The 17,206-nt window shown below is 73.9% G+C and carries 16 protein-coding genes and 3 tRNA genes; 5 read left to right on the forward strand and 14 right to left on the reverse strand.

The window, feature by feature from the left end; genetic code table 11:
* Window positions 1–14 precede the first annotated feature (14 nt).
* From ACI79X_RS02030 to ACI79X_RS02070, 9 genes are all read right to left on the reverse strand, one after another.
* Window positions 15–1,697 carry a sodium:solute symporter family protein gene (locus ACI79X_RS02030; protein WP_457023743.1) on the reverse strand — a complete coding sequence of 561 codons (1,683 nt, stop codon included), beginning with the start codon at window positions 1,695–1,697 and terminating at the stop codon, window positions 15–17.
* Window positions 1,698–1,719: 22 nt separating this feature from the next.
* Entirely contained in the window at window positions 1,720–2,886 is a 1,167-nt protein-coding gene (galK, locus tag ACI79X_RS02035; protein ID WP_457023744.1) for a galactokinase, read from the reverse strand.
* Window positions 2,883–3,974: a galactose-1-phosphate uridylyltransferase gene (gene galT, locus ACI79X_RS02040; RefSeq protein WP_457023745.1), complete on the reverse strand. Its 1,092-nt coding sequence runs from the start codon at window positions 3,972–3,974 to the stop codon at window positions 2,883–2,885. The genes galK and galT overlap by 4 nt, the downstream gene beginning before the upstream one ends.
* Before the next feature lie 133 nt (window positions 3,975–4,107).
* Window positions 4,108–4,180: transfer RNA gene (locus tag ACI79X_RS02045), tRNA-Glu, on the reverse strand.
* A gap of 117 nt (window positions 4,181–4,297) precedes the next feature.
* Window positions 4,298–4,370, reverse strand: a tRNA-Glu gene (locus ACI79X_RS02050).
* Between the two features lie 59 nt (window positions 4,371–4,429).
* Window positions 4,430–4,501 (reverse strand) — tRNA-Gln (locus tag ACI79X_RS02055).
* A 62-nt stretch (window positions 4,502–4,563) separates the two neighbouring features.
* Complete coding sequence (locus ACI79X_RS02060; protein WP_457023746.1) at window positions 4,564–5,823, reverse strand: CPBP family intramembrane glutamic endopeptidase; 1,260 nt, start codon at window positions 5,821–5,823, stop codon at window positions 4,564–4,566.
* Window positions 5,823–7,307, reverse strand: coding sequence for a glutamate--tRNA ligase (gltX, locus tag ACI79X_RS02065; protein ID WP_457023747.1), 1,485 nt, complete (start codon window positions 7,305–7,307; stop codon window positions 5,823–5,825). Before gltX ends, ACI79X_RS02060 begins: the two co-directional genes overlap by 1 nt.
* Complete coding sequence (locus tag ACI79X_RS02070) at window positions 7,304–8,116, reverse strand: fumarylacetoacetate hydrolase family protein (protein ID WP_457023748.1); 813 nt, start codon at window positions 8,114–8,116, stop codon at window positions 7,304–7,306. The genes gltX and ACI79X_RS02070 overlap by 4 nt, the downstream gene beginning before the upstream one ends.
* A 55-nt stretch (window positions 8,117–8,171) precedes the next feature.
* Between ACI79X_RS02070 and ACI79X_RS02075 the strand changes: the two genes are divergently transcribed.
* Both ACI79X_RS02075 and ACI79X_RS02080 read left to right on the forward strand, forming a co-directional pair.
* On the forward strand, window positions 8,172–8,552 hold the full coding sequence (locus tag ACI79X_RS02075; protein ID WP_457023749.1) for a VOC family protein: 381 nt from the start codon (window positions 8,172–8,174) through the stop codon (window positions 8,550–8,552).
* A gap of 22 nt (window positions 8,553–8,574) precedes the next feature.
* Complete coding sequence (locus ACI79X_RS02080) at window positions 8,575–8,904, forward strand: putative quinol monooxygenase (protein ID WP_457023750.1); 330 nt, start codon at window positions 8,575–8,577, stop codon at window positions 8,902–8,904.
* Window positions 8,905–8,979: 75 nt separating this feature from the next.
* On the opposite strand, the gene cimA is transcribed toward ACI79X_RS02080, so the two are convergent.
* From cimA to serA, 3 genes are all read right to left on the reverse strand, one after another.
* Window positions 8,980–10,575: a citramalate synthase gene (gene cimA / locus ACI79X_RS02085; RefSeq protein ID WP_457023751.1), complete on the reverse strand. Its 1,596-nt coding sequence runs from the start codon at window positions 10,573–10,575 to the stop codon at window positions 8,980–8,982.
* Window positions 10,576–10,760: 185 nt separating this feature from the next.
* Window positions 10,761–11,783, reverse strand: coding sequence for a 3-isopropylmalate dehydrogenase (locus tag ACI79X_RS02090; protein WP_457023752.1), 1,023 nt, complete (start codon window positions 11,781–11,783; stop codon window positions 10,761–10,763).
* Between the two features lie 15 nt (window positions 11,784–11,798).
* Window positions 11,799–13,400: a phosphoglycerate dehydrogenase gene (gene serA, locus ACI79X_RS02095; RefSeq protein ID WP_457023753.1), complete on the reverse strand. Its 1,602-nt coding sequence runs from the start codon at window positions 13,398–13,400 to the stop codon at window positions 11,799–11,801.
* Window positions 13,401–13,569: 169 nt separating this feature from the next.
* Between serA and ACI79X_RS02100 the strand changes: the two genes are divergently transcribed.
* From ACI79X_RS02100 to ACI79X_RS02110, 3 genes are all read left to right on the forward strand, one after another.
* Entirely contained in the window at window positions 13,570–14,439 is an 870-nt protein-coding gene (locus tag ACI79X_RS02100; RefSeq protein WP_457023754.1) for a hypothetical protein, read from the forward strand.
* Window positions 14,440–14,525: 86 nt separating this feature from the next.
* On the forward strand, window positions 14,526–14,867 hold the full coding sequence (locus tag ACI79X_RS02105; RefSeq protein ID WP_457023755.1) for a hypothetical protein: 342 nt from the start codon (window positions 14,526–14,528) through the stop codon (window positions 14,865–14,867).
* Window positions 14,868–14,970: 103 nt separating this feature from the next.
* Window positions 14,971–15,531, forward strand: a complete 561-nt coding sequence (locus tag ACI79X_RS02110; protein ID WP_457023756.1) for a hypothetical protein — start codon at window positions 14,971–14,973, stop codon at window positions 15,529–15,531.
* Window positions 15,532–15,595: 64 nt separating this feature from the next.
* Here the strand turns inward: ACI79X_RS02110 and ilvC are convergent, their stop codons facing one another.
* Together ilvC and ilvN are read right to left on the reverse strand one after the other, a co-directional pair.
* Window positions 15,596–16,624 carry a ketol-acid reductoisomerase gene (gene ilvC / locus ACI79X_RS02115; RefSeq protein WP_457023757.1) on the reverse strand — a complete coding sequence of 343 codons (1,029 nt, stop codon included), beginning with the start codon at window positions 16,622–16,624 and terminating at the stop codon, window positions 15,596–15,598.
* A 45-nt stretch (window positions 16,625–16,669) separates the two neighbouring features.
* Window positions 16,670–17,197, reverse strand: coding sequence for an acetolactate synthase small subunit (gene ilvN / locus ACI79X_RS02120; protein WP_073421765.1), 528 nt, complete (start codon window positions 17,195–17,197; stop codon window positions 16,670–16,672).
* Between the last annotated feature and the right edge of the window lie 9 nt (window positions 17,198–17,206).

Genomic DNA, 17,206 nt, shown 5'->3' on the forward strand with positions numbered 1-17,206 from the left:
CCGTGCTCCTGACGTCAGCGGAAGATCACGTTGAGGACGATGACCATGACCAGCGCGATGCCGGCCAGCTTGGTCGGCGACTGGTACCAGGGCAGCCGGTGCGCGTCGGGGTCGGTGCGCTGCTCCTTGGGCGTCTCGGAGTAGACGAGCCCGGCGAGCTGCGCGACCGGCTTGGGCGCGGTGACCTGGCTGACCACCACGCTCACCACGATGTCGACGACGAACGCGGCGCTCGCGGCGACGAAGCTGGCGCCCTGCCCGCCGATCGGCAGCACCCCGAGCGACGCGGTGCCGAACGCGTCCTCGCTGAGGAACGCGACGACGACGGCGGCCAGCGTGCCGGAGACCAGGCCCATCCAGCCCGCGGTCGGCGTCATCCGCTTCCAGAACATGCCGAGGATGAACGTGGCGAACAGCGGCGCGTTGAAGAAGCCGAACAGCGTCTGCAGGTAGTCCATCAGGTTCGTGTAGCCCGACGCGATGATCGCCGTCCCGATGGCGGCCACGGTGGCGCCGACCGTCGCCCACCGGCCCACGGCGAGGTAGTAGGAGTCGGGCCGGTCCTTCTTCACGTACTGCTGCCACAGGTCGTAGCTGAAGACGGTGTTGAAGGCGGAGATGTTGGCCGCCATGCCCGCCATGAACGCCGCCAGCAGGCCGGCCAGCGCGACCCCGAGCAGGCCGTTGGGCAGGACGTCGCGGATGAGCAGCAGGATCGAGTTGTTGTAGTCGAACTCGGTGTCCGACGCCGCGCGGGCCTCGACCACCTCCGGGACCAGGACCGTGGCGATGAGGCCCGGGATGACCACGATGAACGGGACGAACATCTTCGGGAAGGACCCGATGATCGGCGTCGCCCGCGCGGCCGACATCGACTTGGTCGCCATCGCCCGCTGCACCTCGACGAAGTTCGTCGTCCAGTAGCCGAAGGACAGCACGAAGCCGAGGCCGAACACGATGCCGATCACCGACAGGACGGGGCTGCCGATCCCGGACAGCTCCGTGGCCGGCCACGAGGTGAGCTCCTCGGCCCGGCCGGAGTCGGTCACCCGGTCGACGAGCCCGCCCACGCCGCCGACCCGGTTGAGGCCGATCAGCGTCAGCGGCAGCAGCGCGGCCACGATGACGAAGAACTGCAGGACCTCGTTGTAGATCGCCGCCGACAGCCCGCCGAGGGTGATGTAGCTGAGGACGACGGCTGCGGCCACGATGAGCGAGAGCCACAGCGGCCAGCCGAGCAGCGCCTCGACGATCGTGGCCAGCAGGTAGAGGTTGATGCCGGCGATGAGGATCTGGGCGACGGCGAAGCTCAGCGCGTTGACCAGGTGGGCGCCGGTGCCGAACCGGCGGCGCATGAACTCCGGGACGCTGCGGACCTTCGACCCGTAGTAGAAGGGCATCATCACCACGCCCAGGAACAGCATGGCCGGGACCGCGCCGATCCAGAAGTAGTGCATGGTGCTCATGCCGTACTGCGCGCCGTTGGCCGACATGCCGACGATCTCGACGGCGCCCAGGTTCGCGGAGATGAACGCCAGGCCGGTCACCCACGCGGGCAGCGAGCGGCCGGACAGGAAGAAGTCCAGGCTGTCGGACACCCGCCGCCGCGCGGCGGCGCCGATCAGCAGCACGACGACGAAGTAGGCGGCCACCAGCAGGTAGTCGACGAAGTTCGCGTCCAGTCTCAGGTCGTCCACCGAGGCCTCCAGCCGGTTCGGGTCACGAGAGGCGCCGGGCCCCCGCTGCGGGGACCACGACGTAGGAGCGGGGGGCGCCGGCGCGCTCGGCGACGGCGGCGGACACGGCCTCGACGGCGCCGGCGTCGACCAGGGCGACGGCGCTGCCGCCGAAGCCCCCGCCGACCATCCGGGCGCCGTACGCGTCGGCGGCCAGCGCGGCCTCCACGACGGCGTCGAGCTCGGGCACCGACACCTCGAAGTCGTCGCGCAGCGAGGCGTGCCCGGCGGTGAGCACGGGGCCGGTCTCGCGCGGGTCGGCGCCGGAGCGCAGCAGGTCGACCACCCGGGCCACGCGGGCGTCCTCGGTGACCACGTGCCGGGCCCGGCGCAGCAGCACCGCGCCCTCGTCGGTGCCGTCGTCGAGGGCGGCCAGGGCGTCGGTGCCGGGCAGGTCGCACAGGTACTCGACGCCGAGCCGGTGGGCGGCCTCCTCGCACTGCCGCCGGCGCTCGCCGTAGCCGCTCTCGGCGTGGCTGTGCGTGGTGCCCGAGTCGACGACGAGCAGCGCGAGCCCCGCGGCCTCGAGGTCGAGCGGCACCTGGTCCCAGGACCGGTCGCGGGTGTCGAGGTGCAGCGCGTGCCCGGCGCTGCACAGCACCGACGCGGACTGGTCGAGGATCCCGGTCGGCGCGCCGACGAAGTCGTTCTCCGCCCGCCGGGCGACGTCGACGAGGTCGTCGGGGGCCCAGTCGAGGCCGAGCAGGTCGCGCACGGCCAGCGCCACGGCGCACTCCAGCGCCGCCGACGACGACAGTCCCGCCCCGGCCGGCACGTCGCCGTCGACCAGCAGCGACAGCCCGCCGGCGGCCGCCTCGCGCACCTGCTCCACGACGCCTGCCGGGTAGCCGGCCCAGCCGCCGGGGGTGCCGGGCGCGAGGTCGGCGACCGCGACGTCGGCGTCCTCGCCGGGGTGCTGCGCGGAGACCAGGACCAGCCGGCCGTCGTCGCGGCGGGCGGCCGCGGCGCGGACGGTGTGCGGCAGGGCGACCGGGAGCACCGAGCCGCCGTTGTAGTCGGTGTGCTCGCCGATGACGTTCACCCGGCCGGGCGCGGCCCACACCCCCTCCGGGGCGGCGCCGAAGCGCTCGGTGAAGGCCGCCGCGGCGGTGCGGGCGGCGGTCCCGTCGTCGGCCGGTGCACCGCTCACGGGACGACCACCGCGCGCAGCTGCTCGGCGACGTCCTCGGGGTTGGTGTCGGTGATGAAGGCGCCCATGCCCGACTCGGAGCCCGCCAGGTACTTGAGCTTGCCGGGCGCGCGGCGCAGGGAGAACAGCTGCAGGTGCAGCCACCAGTCCTCGCGGCCCTCCCGCACCGGCGCCTGGTTCCAGGAGGCGATGTAGGGCATCGGGGTGTCGAAGCGGTGCGCGAACCGGCCGAGCACGTCGAGGTAGAGCGCGGCCAGGTCGTCGCGCTGGGCGTCGTCGAGGGCCGGCAGGTCGGGCACCCGGCGGGTGGGGAACAGCTGGACCTCGTAGGGCCAGCGCGCGGCGGCGGGCACGAACGCCACCCAGGAGTCGTTGGCGGCCACCACGCGCGGGCCGGTGCGCTCGGCCTCGACGACCTCGGCGAACAGGTCGCCACCGGTGGTCTCGCGGTGCCTGCGCACGGAGGCGAGGACGCGCTCCACGCGGGGGGTCACGAAGGGGTAGGCGTAGATCTGCCCGTGGGGGTGCGACAGCGTCACCCCGATCTCCTCGCCGGAGTTCTCGAAGCAGAACACCTGCTCGACGCCGTCGATCGCCGACAGCTCCGCGGTGCGCTCGGCCCAGACGTCGACCACCAGCCGGGCGCGGTCGCGGCCGAGGCCGGCGAAGTGCTGGTCGTGGTCGCTGGTGAACAGCACCACCTCGCAGCGGCCGAAGCCGGGCCGCAGCCCGGCGAACGGGGCGCCGGGTGCGGTGGGCGGCACGTCGGTGTCGACGGCGGTGGCCAGCGACGGGAAGCGGTTCTCGAAGACGACGACCTGGTAGTCGCTGTCGGGCACCTCGCTGGGGCGGCCGGGCCGCGACGGGCACAGCGGGCACTGGTCGGCCGGCGGCAGGAAGGTGCGCGTCTGCCGGTGCGCCGCGACCGTCACCCACTCCCCGAGCAGCGCGTCGCGCCGCAGCTGCGACCGGGTGCTGACCGGCGGGAGGTCCCGGGTGTCCTCGGCGTCGTGGGCAGCGGTGCTGCCGTCGGCGTCGAAGTAGAGGATCTCCCGGCCGTCCGCCAGCCGGCGAGTCGTCCGGTTCACCGTGCCGCGCCTCCGTTCCCGGCCCGAGGAGGGGCCCCGGGAACGCTATGCCCGTTCTCGATCATGGGCCACTCGGGGTGACCAGGAACGCAGCAGGGCCCCCGGCCGGGAAGCCGGGGGCCCTGCTGTTGTGTAGCCCCGAAGGGATTCGAACCCTCGCTACCGCCGTGAGAGGGCGGCGTCCTGGACCGCTAGACGACGGGGCCGGACGGCGTCGATCCTGCCACACCGCCCCGGCCGCGCCGGCCGCAGGGTCCCGGGGACGGCCGGTGCCCGGGAACGGCGAGAGCCCCCGGCCGGTGACCGGGGGCTCTCGCGCTGCGTAGCCCCGAAGGGATTCGAACCCTCGCTACCGCCGTGAGAGGGCGGCGTCCTGGGCCGCTAGACGACGGGGCCGTGCGGTGGTGCTGGTCGTGCGGTACTTCTGGTGGTGCTGAGGAGGTGGTGCTTCCTCGCTGGGGTACCAGGACTCGAACCTAGACTAACGGAGCCAGAATCCGTCGGGCTGCCAATTACCCCATACCCCAAGGTCTTGGCCGGCACCTCGCGGCGCCGTGGAGAACGATACCCGACGTCTCCGCGGGCCGTGTCACCACCCCCCGCCCCGCGGGTCGCCGGCGGGGACGCGCAGGTCGAGGGCGGGGGTGAGCAGCTCCGGGCGCAGCGTCCGGCGCGAGGTCGCGACCAGCGCCACGTAGGCGCCCATGGCCACCAGCGACACCGCCAGCGACAGCAGCCCGATGCCCGCCGGGAGCTCCTGGGTGGCCACGCCGTCGCCCAGGGACCCGGCGAGCAGGAAGACCAGCACGTTGTTGACCGCGTGCAGCACGATCGCCGCCTCCAGCCCGCCGGTGAGCCAGACGACGGCCGAGGCGGCCAGGCCGAAGGCGAACCGGTCGAGGAAGGTGGCGACGTCGCCGGGCGCGTGCGCCAGCGAGAACAGCGCCGCGGTGAGCACGGCCGCCGTCAGCGCCCCGGCCCGCGGGTCGCGCACCCACCCGGCCACGGCCTGGCTCAGGTAGCCGCGGAAGACGTACTCCTCGGCCGCGGACTGCAGCGGCGTGGTGAGGACCACGACGAGCAGCAACCAGAGCAGGTCGTCGACCGGCCCGGTGGCCTCCGCGTCGCCGAAGGCGAAGCCGAGCACCACCGACAGGGCGATGCCGACGCCGAGGGTGGCCAGCGCGCGCAGCGTGTACGGGGCGAGCAGCCGCCAGCGCAGCCGCGCCAGCACCGACGACGACCAGCCGGGACCCATCCCGTGCGCGACGGCCCACAGCAGCCAGACGATCGGGATCGCGACGATCAGCGAGAGGTTGGTCACCAGCAGGACGCCGGGGTCGACCAGGTCGAGCAGCGCCAGGTCGGGCTCGATGCCGGTGAGCAGCACCAGGAGCACGACGACGAACGCGGCCACCGAGTAGGCGACGACGAACAGCAGCAGGCCCAGCAGCGGCCGCCACCACGCCCAGTCCCGTGAGCGCATGGCCCGCAGGAAGGGCACCGGCTCGTCGTGCGGCGGCGTGCCCGGCGGGGGCGCCAGCCGGAGCCCCGGCGGCAGCGGCCCCGGCCCGAACGCGCCGGGCGGGTACGCGCCGTGCGGCACCGGCACCGGCACCGGCACCGGCACCGGCGGCAGCGGGCCGGGGCCGGCCGGGCCGTGCGGGCCCGGCGGCAGGGGCACCGGGCCCAGCGGCCACGGCACCGGACCGGCGGGAGCGCCGGCCCAGTGCGGGGCGTCCGCGCCGAGGAGCCCGGGTACCCGCGGCGGCGCCCCGTAGGGCCCGGTGGGCGGCGGGCCGGTGTAGGGCTCGTCGGCCCAGGGTGCGGGGCCCTCCGGGGCGGTCATCAGCGCGCGGACTGCTCGCGGGCGGTCTCGAGCCGGCGCACCGTCCGCTCCCGGCCCAGCAGCTCGATCGACTCGTAGAGCGGCGGGGAGACCGTGCGGCCGCTGAGCGCCACCCGCACCGGCCCGAACGCCTGGCGCGGCTTGCGGCCCAGCCCCTCGACGAGGGCGTCCTTGAGCGCCTGCTCGATGGCCGGCGTGCTCCACTCGGGGAGGTCGCGCAGCGCGGCGGCCGCGGCGGCGAGCACCTCGCCGTCCTCGGGCCGCAGGTTCTTGGCCGCGGCGGCCGGGTCGACCTCGACGTCCTCGGTGAACAGGAAGCCGAGCAGCCCGACGACGTCGGACAGCACGACCGTGCGCTCCTGGGCCATCGGCGCGATCGCCCGCAGCACCCGCTCCTGCTCGGCGGTGGGCGGGTCGGCGACCAGCCCGGCGCCGGCGAGGACGGGCAGCACCGCGGCGACGTAGTCGTCGGCGGGCAGCGCCCGCACGTGCTGGGCGTTGATCGCCTCGGCCTTCTTCACGTCGAAGCGGGCGGGGTTGGCGCTCACCCGGGTGACGTCGAAGGCCTCGGCCATCTCGGCCATGGAGAACACGTCGCGGTCCTCGGCGATCGACCAGCCCAGCAGGGCCAGGTAGTTGGCGAAGCCCTCGGGCAGGAAACCGCGCTCGCGGTAGACGTCGACGTTGGACGTGGGGTCCCGCTTCGACAGCTTCTTGTTGCCCTCGCCGGTGACGTAGGGCAGGTGGCCGAAGCGCGGGGTGCCGGCGGCGACACCGACGTCCTGCAGCGCGGCGTAGAGCGCGAGCTGGCGGGGCGTGGAGGGCAGCAGGTCCTCGCCGCGGAGCACGTCGGTGATGCCCATCAGCGCGTCGTCGACGGGGTTGACGAACGGGTACAGCGGCGCGCCGTTGGCCCGGACGACGACGAAGTCGGGCACCGAGCCGGCGGCGAAGCGCACCTCGCCGCGGACGAGGTCGGTCCAGGCGAGGTCCTCGTCGGGCATCCGGAGCCGCAGCACCGGCTCGCGACCCTCGGCGCGGAGGGCGGCCTTCTGCGCGTCGGTGAGGAACCGGTCGGCGTTGTCGTAGCCGAGCTTGGGGTCCTGCCCGGCGGCCAGGCGCCGCGCCTCGACCTCCTCGTTGGTGGAGAAGGACTCGTAGAGGTGCCCGGCCTCGAGCAGCTTCCCGGCGACCTCGCGGTAGACCTCGGAGCGCTCGGACTGCCGGTAGGGGCCGTGCGGGCCGCCGACCTCGGGGCCCTCGTCCCAGTCCAGGCCGAGCCAGCGCAGGCTGTCGAGCAGGTGCCGGTAGGACTCCTCGGAGTCGCGGGCGGCGTCGGTGTCCTCGATGCGGAAGACGAACGCGCCGCCGGTGTGCCGGGCGTGCGCCCAGTTGAACAGGGCGGTGCGCAGCAGTCCGACGTGGACCATGCCCGTCGGCGAGGGGCAGAAGCGGGTGCGGACGGTGCCCGCCGGGGTGGTCACCGGGCGCCGCCGGCGCTGGAGGCGGTGTCGGCGCCGCTGACGCCGTTGGTGAGCGAGCCCAGGCCCTCGATGGCGCACTCGACGCGCTGGCCGGGCCGGATCGGGCCGACGCCGGCCGGGGTGCCGGTGAGCACCACGTCGCCGGGCAGCAGCGTCATGACCTGCGAGATGTAGGAGACCAGGGTCGGGACGTCGAACAGCAGCTGGCTGGTGCGCCCGGCCTGGCGCGGCTCGCCGTCGACGGTGCAGGTGATCTCCAGGTCGGCCGGGTCCTTGCCCAGGCCGCGCAGGTCGGTCTCGATCCACGGGCCGAGCGGGCAGAACGAGTCGAAGCCCTTGGCGCGGGTCCACTGCCCGTCGGCCTTCTGCATGTCGCGCTCGGTCACGTCGTTGCCGATCGTGTAGCCGAAGACGCTGCCCGGGACCTGCTCCGGGGTGAGGTTGCGGGCCCCGCGGGCGCCGATGACGACGGCGAGCTCGACCTCGTGGTGCACGTTGGTGCTGCCGGCCGGGATGCGGATCGCGTCGCCGGGGCCGATCACCGACGTCGAGGGCTTGAGGAACAGCAGCGGGCGCTCGGGGGCCTCGCCGGTGTTCATCTCCTTGACGTGGTCGGCGTAGTTCTTGCCGACGCAGACGACCTTGCTCGGCAGGATCGGCGAGAGCAGCCGGACGTCGGCCTGGGCGAAGCGCTGGCCGGTGAAGGAGATGGTGCCGAACGGGTGGCCCTCGATCTGGGCGACCTGGCCGTCGCCGTCGAGGACTCCGAAGGACATGCCCGAGGGCGAGGCGAAGCGGACGATGCGCACGAGGTCGAGGCTACTGACCCCGCGCGCGCCCGCCGCCCGCCCTACGGTGACCGGTGTGGCCTGCCGCCTGAGCGAGATCGTCGTCGACAGCCGGGACCCCGAGGCGCTCGCCGCCTGGTGGGCCGAGGTGCTCGGCTACCGGGTGCTCGGCCGCGAGGAGGACGGCGCGGTGGAGATCGGCCCGGAGGCCGGCTTCGGCGGCCCGGCGCCCACGCTGGTCTTCACCCCGGTCGGGCAGTACGAGACGGCGAGGCCGCGGCTGCACCTCGACGTCAACGCCACCGACCGTGACCAGGACGCCGAGCTGCAGCGGCTGCTCGACCTCGGGGCCACCCGCGCCGACGTCGGGCAGACCGGTGGGGAGTCCTGGCACGTGCTCGCCGACCCGGAGGGCAACCCGTTCTGCCTGCTGCGCCGCCGTCTCGACCCGTTGTGACCCCGTATCCGAGGAGTGCTCCGTGATCCTGATCGTCATCAAGTTCCCCGTCCGGCCGGACAAGATCGACGAGTTCCGCGCCAAGGCCGACGAGTACGCCGCCGCGGTGAACGCCGAGGAGGGCAGCCTGTTCTTCGAGTGGTCGCGCAGCGTGCTCGACCCGAACACGTTCGTCTGCATCGAGGGCTTCCGGGACGCCGACGCCGGCGCCTCGCACGTGGCCACCCCGCACGCCAAGGCCGCCTTCGACTGGATGTCGGACCTCGTCGCCGAGCAGCCGCAGATCATCTACATCGACGAGCCGTCGGTGCCCGGCTTCGGCCCGATGGGCGAGGTCACGCCGCGGAGCTGACCACGGCGGTCGGGGTGGTGTGCGTCTGCGGCGCGTCCCGGTGCGGGCATGAGCCGCAGGCGCACACCACCGCCGTCAGCGGCAGTGGACGGCGTAGGTGAGCGCGTCGACCAGCGCGTGCCAGGAGGCCTCGACGATGTTGTCGTGGACGCCGACGGTGGTCCACTCCCCCACGCCGTCGGTGGTGTCGACCAGCACCCGCGTGGTGGCGCTCGTGCCGCCCTTCCAGCCGAGGATGCGGACCTTGTAGTCGGCCAGCGAGACGTCGGCGAGGCCGGGGTGCCGGCCCACCAGCGCCTGGCGCAGCGCGTTGTCCAGCGCGTTGACCGGGCCGTTGCCCTCGGCGGTGCTGATGACCCGCTCGGTGCTGCCGTCGTCGTCGGGCAGGTGCACCTTCACCGTCGCCTCGCTGACGACGACGCCGTTGCCCCAGTGCTCGACCGTCGTCCGGTAGCTCTCCAGCCGGAACAGCGGCGCGGGCGCGCCGGGCAGCTGGGAGCGCAGCAGCAGCTCGAAGGAGGCGTCGGCCGCCTCGAACGACCAGCCGTCGGCCTCGAGCGCCTTCACCCGGTCGACGACGCGGCCCACGGCCTCGGCGTGCCCGGACAGGTCGACGCCGAGCTCGCGGCCCTTGAGCTCGACCGAGGCCCGGCCGGCCATCTCGGTGACCAGGATGCGCATGTCGTTGCCGACGACGGCCGGGTCGAGGTGGTTGTAGAGCTCGGGGCTGACCTTGATCGCGCTGGCGTGCAGGCCGGCCTTGTGCGCGAAGGCGGAGGCGCCGACGAAGGGCTGGTGGTCGTCGGGGGCGATGTTGGCGAGCTCGGCGATCGCGTGGCTGACCCGCTGCAGCTCGGCCAGGCACTCGACGGGCACCACGGGCAGCCCCATCTTGGTCACCAGGTTCGCCACCAGCGCGAACGTGTCGGCGTTGCCCGCCCGCTCGCCGTAGCCGTTGGCGGTGCCCTGGACGTGCCGCACGCCGGCCTCGACGGCGGCCAGCGAGTTGGCGACCGCGCAGCCGGTGTCGTCCTGGCAGTGGATGCCCAGCCGCCCCTCGACCCGCGCCCGGACGTCGGCCACGACCCGGCCCACGCCCATCGGCAGCATGCCGCCGTTGGTGTCGCACAGGACGCCGACCTCGGCGCCCGCGCCGAACGCCGCCCGCAGCACCGCGACGCCGTAGTCGGGGTCGGCGGCGTACCCGTCGAAGAAGTGCTCGCAGTCGACGAACACCCGGCGGCCGTGCGCGACGAGGTACGCCACGGTGTCGGCGACCATCGCGAGGTTCTCCTCGAGCGTGGTGCGCAGCGCGTCACGGACGTGCCGGACGTCGGACTTCGCGACCAGGCACACCACCGGCGTCTCGGCGTCGAGCAGCGCCCTCACCTGCGGGTCGTCCTCCACCCGGACGCCGGCCTTGCGGGTGGCGCCGAAGGCGACCAGCACCGCGTGCCGCAGCTTGAGCTCGGTGCGCGCGCGGGCGAAGAACTCGGTGTCCTTGGGCAGCGCGCCCGGCCAGCCGCCCTCGATGTAGCCGACGCCGATCTCGTCGAGCAGCCGTGCGACGGCGAGCTTGTCGGCGACGGAGAAGCTGATCCCCTCGCGCTGGGCGCCGTCGCGCAGCGTCGTGTCGAAGACGTGGATGTCGGTGCCGAGGTCGGTGGCCACGGGGTCTCCCGGGGGTCCGGCGGCGATCTCGCCCCTCACACGAAGAAGACCCCCCGGGAACGGGAGGTCTGCGCGCGGTCGGGGAGGGACCGCGCGCTAGCCGATGATGAGGGTGGTGCCGGGGAGGTGCATCGCCGCGGAGTCTAGCCCCGCGGCGATGCTGGGCGGTGCGAGTGGTGCGGAGCTCAGCCCCCGGCGAGCGCGGCGAGGCGGTCGCCGACCTCCGCGGTGCGCACCTGGGCGCGCGGGTCGCGGGTGGAGAGGTCGAAGGCGACGGCGGCGTTGACCTTGCGCGCCAGGTCGGCGTGCCCCAGGTGCTCGAGCAGCAGGCCCACCGACAGCACGGTCGCCGTCGGGTCGGCGATGCCCTGCCCGGCGATGTCGGGCGCCGAGCCGTGCACCGGCTCGAACATCGACGGGTTGGTGCCCGAGGCGTCGAGGTTGCCGCTGGCGGCCAGGCCGATGCCGCCGGTGACCGCGGCGGCGACGTCGGTGACGATGTCGCCGAAGAGGTTGTCGGTGACGATGACGTCGTAGCGGCCCGGGTCGGTGATGAAGAACATCGACGCCGCGTCGACGTGCTGGTAGGCGACGGTGACCTCGGGGAACTCCGCGGCCACCTCCTCGACCGTCCGCGACCACAGCGACCCGGCGTGGGTGAGCACGTTGGTCTTGTGGATCAGCGTGAGGTGGCGGCGCGGCCGGGCCGTGGCCCGCTCGAACGCGTAGCGGACCACCCGCTCGACGCCGAACGCCGTGTTCAGGCTGACCTCGGTGGCCACCTCGTGCGGGGTGTCGCGGCGCAGCACGCCGCCGTTGCCGACGTAGGGGCCCTCGGTGCCCTCGCGCACGCACAGCATGTCGATGTCACCGGGCTCGGCCAGCGGGCTGCGCACGCCGTCGTAGAGCTTGGCCGGGCGCAGGTTCACGTGGTGGTCGAGCTCGAAGCGCAGCCGCAGCAGCAGCCCGCGCTCGAGGATGCCCGGCGGCACGCTGGGGTCGCCGATGGCGCCGAGCAGGATCGCGTCGTGCCCGCGCAGCTCGTCGAGCACGCTGTCGGGCAGCAGCTCGCCGGTGCGCTGCCAGCGGGCGGCGCCGAGGTCGTAGGGCGTCGTCTCGAGGTCGGGGGCGACCGCCCCGAGGACCTTGAGTCCCTCGGAGACGACCTCGGGGCCGATGCCGTCTCCCGCGATCACAGCCAGGCGCATGGCGGAGACCCTAGGTCAGCGGGGGTCGAGGTCCGCGGAGCGGGCCTCGCGCGCTCCGATGCGGCCGGCGATGTCGGCCAGCAGGTCGGGGGCGACCGGGCTGTCGACGACGACCGCCATGAGCGCCTCGCCGCCCCGCGTGGTGCGGCTGACCTGGGCGCCGGCGATGTTGACCCCGGCCTCCCCGAGGGCCGCCCCGACCGTGCCGACGACGCCGGGCCGGTCGGTGTAGAGGAAGAACAGCAGGTGGCCGGACAGGTCGAGGTCCATGTCGAAGCCGTCGACCTCGACCAGCTTGGGCACCTGGTTCTTGCCGAACAGGGTGCCGGAGACGCACACCTCGCGGCCGTCGGCCATCACGCCGCGCACCCGGACGAGGTTGCGGTAGTCGGGGCTCTCGACGTCGCTGGTCAGCGTCACCTCCAGGCCGCGCTGCCCGGCCAGCAGCGGCGCGTTGACGTAGGTGACCTGCTCCTCGACGACGTCGGCGAAGACGCCCTTGAGGACGGCGAGCTGCAGCACGGAGTCGTCGAACTCGGCGAGCTTGCCGCGCACGTCGACGGTCACCGACTGCGCGATCCCGCCGGCGACGGCGGTGAACACGGTGCCCAGCCGCTCGGCCAGCGGCAGGCCCGGGCGCACGTCCTCGGCGACGACGCCGCCGGCCTGCACGTTGACCGCGTCGGGCACGAACTCGCCCTGCAGCGCGAGCCGCACCGAGCGGGCGACGGCGGTGCCGGCCTTGTCCTGCGCCTCCGCCGTCGAGGCGCCCAGGTGCGGGGTGACGACGGTGTTGGGCAGGGCGAACAGCGGGCTGTCGGTGGTGGGCTCGGTGGCGAAGACGTCGATGCCGGCGGCGCCGACCTGCCCGGAGCGCAGGGCGTCGGCCAGCGCCGCCTCGTCGACCAGGCCGCCGCGGGCGGCGTTGACGACGATCACGCCGCGCTTGGTGGTGGCCAGCTCCGCGGCCCCGATGAGCCCGAGGGTCTCCGGCGTCTTCGGCAGGTGGACGGTGATGAAGTCGGCCTCGCGGAGCAGCTCCTCCAGCGACACCATCCGGACGCCGAGTTGCGCGGCGCGGCCGGGCTGGATGTAGGGGTCGTAGGCGATCAGCGTGGTGCCGAAGGCGGCCAGCCGCTGCGCGACGAGCTGCCCGATGCGGCCCAGGCCGACGACGCCCACGACCTTCCCGGTGACCTCCACGCCCATGAACCGGGACCGCTCCCACCGGCCCTCGCGCAGCGACGCGTCGGCGGCCGGGATCTGCCGGGCGGCGGCCAGCAGCAGCGCGACGGCGTGCTCGGCGGCGCTGACGATGTTCGACGTCGGGGCGTTGACCACCAGGACGCCGCGCTCGGTGGCGGCGGCGACGTCGACGTTGTCCAGGCCGATGCCCGCGCGGGCGACCACCTCGAGGTTGGGGGCGGCCGCCAGCGCCTCGGCGTCGATGCGCGTGGCGCTGCGGATCAGCACCGCGGAGGCGTCGGCGAGGGCGGGCAGCAGGGCGGCGCGGTCGGCGCCGTCGACGTGGCGGACCTCCACGTCGGTGCCGAGCACCTCCAGCACGCTCGGCGCCAGCTGCTCGGCGATGAGGACGACGGGCGCGCTCGGGTTCACGGGGGTACAGCCTAGGGACGCGCAGGTCAGCGCTCCGGTCACGGGCGGGGCACGCAGCGCCCCACGGGCCCCAGCACCGGACCCCGCCGGGTGGCTCGCTTGATGTGGGTAGGGGTGCCCCGCATCCTGGCCGCGACGAGCCGGCACCGGCCGGCGACCGGAGGAGACCATGACCGACTTCAGCAAGGACAGCGGCGGGGCCTCGGCCTCCGGCCAGGGCCGACCCCAGGACCCCCAGCAGCCGGGCGGGTACGGCGCCCAGCCCGAGGGCCAGCAGTACGGCCAGCCCCAGCAGTACGGGCAGCAGGGGTACGGGCAGCAGGGGTACGGGCAGCAGGGGTACGACCAGGAGTACGGCCAGCAGCAGGGCTACGGGCAGACCCAGCCCTACGGCCAGCAGTACGGCCAGCCCCAGCAGTACGGCCAGCAGCCCCAGCAGTACGGGCAGCAGGGGTACGGGCAGCAGGGGTACGGCCAGCAGCCCTACGGGCAGCAGGGCCACGGGCAGTACGGCCAGGACCCGCAGTACGGCCAGTACGGCTACGCCCAGCAGTACGGCGCCGGCGCGGTCCCGGCCAAGCCGGGCGGCGTCGTGACGGCGGCGGTCCTCGGCTTCGTCTTCGGCGCCATCGGCGTGCTCCTGAGCTTCCTGCTCGTCTTCGCCGGCGCCGTGGCCAGCGGCGCGGGCGGCGGGCTCGACGAGGAGATCCCCGGCTTCGGTGCGGTCGCCGGCGCCGTCGGCGGGGTGATCCTCGTCTTCGGCCTGGTGGTGCTGGTCTGGACCGTGGTCATGATCTGGGGTTCGGTCTGGGCGCTGTCCGGCCGCAGCCGGGTCATGCTCATCGTCGGCGGCTCGATCGCGCTGGCCTTCACCCTGCTCGGCTTCATCGGCAACCTGTCCGACGCCGACACCGCGGGGGCCGGCGGGATCATCACCAGCCTGCTGTTCTTCCTCGCCGCGCTCGCCATCGTGGTCCTGCTGTCGATGAAGCCGGCCGCCGCCTTCTTCGCCGCGCACCGCGCCCGGCGCGGCCGCTGACGATGTCCGCGGGTGCGCCGGGGCCGGACTCCCCGGGGCGGGCCGGGCGACCGCGCCCGCGCCCGGCCCCGCTGCTGGTGGCGGCGATGCTCGGCTTCCTGCTGGGGCTGTGGACGCTGCTGTACGCGGCGCTGCTGTTCTCGGCGGCCCGGGCCGACGGCGTCCTCGCCGCCATCGCGGCGGTCTACCTGGGCATCACCGTGCTGTGCGTGACGGGCGGCGTGCAGGCGCTGACCGGCCGCGGCGGCCGGCTGCTCGCCGCCGGCGGGATCGCGATCGCGGCCCTGTCGCTGCTGGGGGTCGTCACGTCGCTCATGAGCGGCACGCTCGCCGTCTGGCCGGTGGTCCTCGGGGCCGCGGGCGTGGGCGTCGTCGTGCTGCTGGGCCGCCCGGCCTCGCGGGAGTTCCTCACCCGGCCACGCGGCTGACCAGCACCGATCCCCCGCCCGGGCGACGACCCGGTCCCTCGCCCGCCCCTACACTCCGCCGTCGACCGCCGACCGGCGCGCCGGCCCTCCCGGAAGGAACCCCATGACAGGCCCCAGCTTCGACAAGGACTCCCCCTACGGGGGCCAGCCCGCGCCGGGCCAGCCGCCCTACGGCCAGCAGCCCGGCTACGGTCAGCAGCCGTACGGCCAGCCACAGCCGTACGGCCAGCAGCCGGGCGGCTTCGGCGGCCCCTCCCCCTACGGCGGCGCGCCGGCCGGCAAGCGCCCCGGTGTGGTCACCGGCGCCGCGGTCGTCGGCATCGTCTGGGGCGGCCTCGGCACCCTGTTCGGCGTCCTCAGCCTCTCGGTGGCGTTCCAGCTCAACGCGGTGGTCGGCCTGGTCGTGCTGCTGTCGACCGCGCTGTCGGTCGGCCTGCTCGTGGGCGGCATCCAGACGCTGCAGGGCAAGTCGCCGCGGCTGCTGCTGGTCATCAGCTACGTGGCCATCGCCATCAACGTGCTCTCGCTGCTGCTGTCGCTGATCAGCGACGGCGGCTCGGCGGCCAACGGCCTGCTCGGCTTCGTCCTGCCGGTCGTCGTCGTGGCGCTGCTGCGCCAGCCGCAGGCCCGGCAGTGGTACGCCTCGCGGGGCATCAGCTACTGAGCCCGGACACGCAGAACGGCCCCCGCTGCCATCGGGCAGCGGGGGCCGTTCCCGTGTGCGGGGACTACGAGCGGGCGGCGGTGCCGGTGTAGTCGTCGGAGCTCGACACCCAGCTCATCAGGCCGCGCAGCTTGCGGCCGGTCTCCTCGATCGGGTGCGCCTCCGCCTCGGCGCGGCGGCGCTTGAAGTCCGGGGCGCCGGCGTCCTGGTCGGCGATGAAGGCGGCGGCCCACGAGCCGTCCTTGATCGCGGCCAGGACCTCCTTCATCGACTCCTTGACGCGGGCGTCGATGACCTTCGGGCCGGAGGTGTAGTCGCCGTACTCGGCGGTGTCGGACACCGACCAGCGCTGTTTGGCGATGCCGCCCTCGTACATGAGGTCGACGATCAGCTTGAGCTCGTGCAGGCACTCGAAGTACGCGATCTCGGGCTGGTAGCCCGCCTCGGTCAGCGTCTCGAACCCGGCGGTGATCAGCGCGCTCGCGCCGCCGCAGAGGACGGCCTGCTCGCCGAACAGGTCGGTCTCGGTCTCCTCGGCGAAGGTCGTCTTGATGACGCCGGCGCGGGCGCCGCCGATGGCCTTGGCGTAGGACAGCGCGAGCTGCAGCGCCTGCCCGCTGGCGTCCTGCTCGACGGCGACCAGGCAGGGCACGCCCTTGCCGTTCTCGAACTCGCGGCGCACCAGGTGGCCGGGTCCCTTGGGGGCGACCATCGCGACGTCGACGCCGGCCGGGGGCTTGATGTAGCCGAACCGGATGTTGAAGCCGTGGCCGAAGAACAGCGCGTCGCCGTCCTGCAGGTTGGGCTCGATCGACTCGCTGTACAGCGTCCGCTGCACGTGGTCGGGCGCCAGGATCATGATCAGGTCGGCCTCGGCAGCGGCCTCGGCGGGGGTGACGACCCGCAGGCCCTCGGCCTCGGCCTTGGCCCGGCTCTTCGACCCCTCGGGCAGGCCCACCCGGACGTCGACCCCCGAGTCGCGCAGCGAGAGGGCGTGCGCGTGCCCCTGGCTGCCGTAGCCGATGACGGCGACGGTGCGCCCCTGGATGATCGACAGGTCGGCGTCGTCGTCGTAGAAGATCTCGGCGGCCATGCGGTGGTGCTCCTTCGGTCGGTTCTCTGAGGGGGTCGGGAGGGACTAGGCGGTGCGGTCGACCGGCCGCAAGGTACCGGCGCCGCTCATCGAGCGCGGTCCGCGGCCCAGGGCGACGGTGCCCGACTGGGCCATCTCCTTGATGCCGAGCGGGGCGAGGACCGCGAGCAGGGCCTGCAGCTTGTCGGGGGTCCCGGTGGCCTCGAGGGTCACCGTGTCGGTGTTGACGTCGACGACGCGGGCGCGGAAGAGCTCCGCGGTCTGCAGCACGGTGGTCCGCTCCGCCAACGGCGCGCGCACCTTCACCAGCAGCAGCTCGCGCTGGACCGCGGCGCCGCCGTCGAGCTCCACGATCTTGATGACCTCGACGAGCTTGTTCAGCTGCTTGGTCACCTGCTCCAGCGGAGCGGACTCCGCGTCGACGACGATCGTCATGCGGGACAGGTCGGGGTTCTCGGTCGGGCCGACGGCGAGCGACTCGATGTTGAACGCGCGCCGGCTGAACAGCGCCGAGACGCGGGCCAGGACACCGGCCTTGTTCTCGACGAGGACCGACAGGGTGTGGCGGGTCATCTCTGCGTC

The sequence above is a fragment of the Geodermatophilus sp. SYSU D01119 genome (assembly GCF_054049975.1).